This window comes from Flavobacterium sp. (assembly GCF_035760125.1).
Lineage (GTDB): Bacteria > Bacteroidota > Bacteroidia > Flavobacteriales > Flavobacteriaceae > Flavobacterium.
The window spans coordinates 1-2,228 of sequence record NZ_DASTTN010000043.1; the positions used below are offsets into that span (position 1 = coordinate 1).

The window sequence follows — 2,228 nt, forward strand, 5'->3', positions numbered from 1 at the left end:
TCGATAATAAAATCGGAAAGTCATTGCATAAAATATGTTATGCTTTTGCAATAATAGTTCCTTTTGGATTTATTTTCATTGCGCTATTTCATCATTTTAATAATTAATATCAATCTATAATGAAACTAGATTCTAAAATACAAGAAGGTCACATTTCACAAAAATGGACTGATTATAAAGATCACTTAAAGTTGGTTGCTCCAAACAACCGTCCAAAAATAGATATTATCGTAGTAGGAACAGGATTGGCCGGTGCTTCAGCAGCAGCGTCTTTTGCTGAAATGGGCTATAATGTAAAAGCATTTTGTTACCAGGATTCTCCACGTCGTGCGCACTCAATCGCTGCACAAGGAGGTATCAATGCTGCAAAAAATTATCAAAATGACGGTGACAGTACTTTCCGTTTGTTTTATGACACTATTAAAGGAGGAGATTACAGAGCGCGTGAAGCAAACGTTCACCGTTTAGCTGAAGTTTCCGGAAACATTATTGACCAATGTGTGGCTCAGGGTGTTCCTTTTGCACGTGATTACGGAGGAATGTTGGATAACCGTTCTTTTGGTGGTACACAAGTACAACGTACTTTTTACGCTGCAGGACAAACAGGACAACAATTACTATTAGGAGCTTATTCTTCTTTATCAAGACAAATCGGTTTAGGAAAAATCGATATGTACAACCGTCACGAAATGTTGGAATTGGTAAAAGTTGATGGAAAAGCTCGCGGAATCATTGCCCGTAACTTGATTACCGGAGAATTAGAAAGACATTCTGCTCACGCTGTAATTATTGCAACAGGAGGATACGGAAACGTTTATTTCCTTTCTACAAATGCTATGGGATCGAATGTAACTGCAGGTTGGAAAATTCACAAACAAGGAGCTTTGTTCGCAAATCCTTGTTACGTACAAATTCACCCAACTTGTATTCCAGTTCACGGAACCAATCAATCTAAATTAACGTTGATGTCTGAGTCGTTAAGAAACTCTGGACGTATTTGGGTTCCAAAGAAAAAAGAAGATTCAGAAGCGATTCGTGCAGGGAAATTAAAGCCGGTTCAAATTGCTGAAGAAGATAGAGATTACTACTTAGAAAGAAAATATCCGGCATTTGGAAATTTAGTTCCTCGTGATGTTGCTTCAAGAGCAGGAAAAGAAGTTTGTGACGAAGGTCGCGGAATTGAGGCTAATGATACCAATGAAGGAGTTTATTTGGATTTCGCTACAGAGATTCAGTCTAAAGGTAAGCAAACAGCTTACGCCAAAGGAAATCACAATCCTTCTCAAGAGGAAATCCTTACTTTAGGAAAAAAATGGTTAGAGGAAAAATATGGTAACTTGTTTACTATGTACCAAAAAATCACGGATGAGAATCCTTATGAAACTCCAATGAAAATTTATCCTGCGGTTCACTACACAATGGGTGGAGTTTGGGTTGATTATAACTTACAATCTACTATTCCAGGTTGTTTCGTTGCAGGAGAGGCTAACTTCTCTGACCACGGAGCGAATCGTTTAGGAGCTTCAGCTTTGATGCAAGGTTTGGCTGATGGATATTTTGTATTGCCATACACTGTTTCTAATTATTTGGCTGACGATATTCGTACTGGAAAAATTTCTACAGATTTGCCAGAATTCGTAGCTGCTGAAAATAGTGTAAAAGAGCAAATCAATAAATTCTTGTCTAATAATGGATCAAAAACTGTGGATCATTTTCACAAACGTTTAGGTCATATTATGTGGAATAAAGTAGGAATGGGTCGTAATGAAAAAGGTTTAACTGAAGCCATTGCCGAAATTGCTGCTTTGAAAGAAGAATTCTTCAAAGAGGTTTATGTTCCGGGTAGTTCAGACGAATTGAATCCTGAATTGGAAAAAGCACTTCGTGTTGCCGATTTCATCGAATTAGGACAATTGATGGCTATGGATGCTTTGCAACGTAAAGAATCTTGTGGTGGTCACTTCCGTGAAGAGTATCAGGATTCTGAAGGAGAAACGCTTCGTGATGACGAAAACTTCTCGTTTGTAGGAGCTTGGGAAAACAAAGGGTACGATGTTACAAAATCGGAACTTCACAAAGAAGAATTGAAATACGAGTTTATTAAAATAGCCGCAAGAAATTACAAATAAAAAAATTATGAGCGCAGCAAAAAATATCAACATAAGCCTTCAAATTTGGCGTCAAAAAAACTCCAAAGAAAAAGGAAAAATGGAAACATACAAATTGAA

At 37.3% G+C, this 2,228-nt stretch carries 1 protein-coding gene; it reads left to right on the forward strand.

The window, feature by feature from the left end; translation table 11 throughout:
• The first annotated feature begins 119 nt into the window (after nucleotides 1–119).
• Entirely contained in the window at nucleotides 120–2,129 is a 2,010-nt protein-coding gene (locus tag VFS71_RS01995) for a fumarate reductase/succinate dehydrogenase flavoprotein subunit (protein WP_326399067.1), read from the forward strand.
• Nucleotides 2,130–2,228 lie beyond the last annotated feature (99 nt).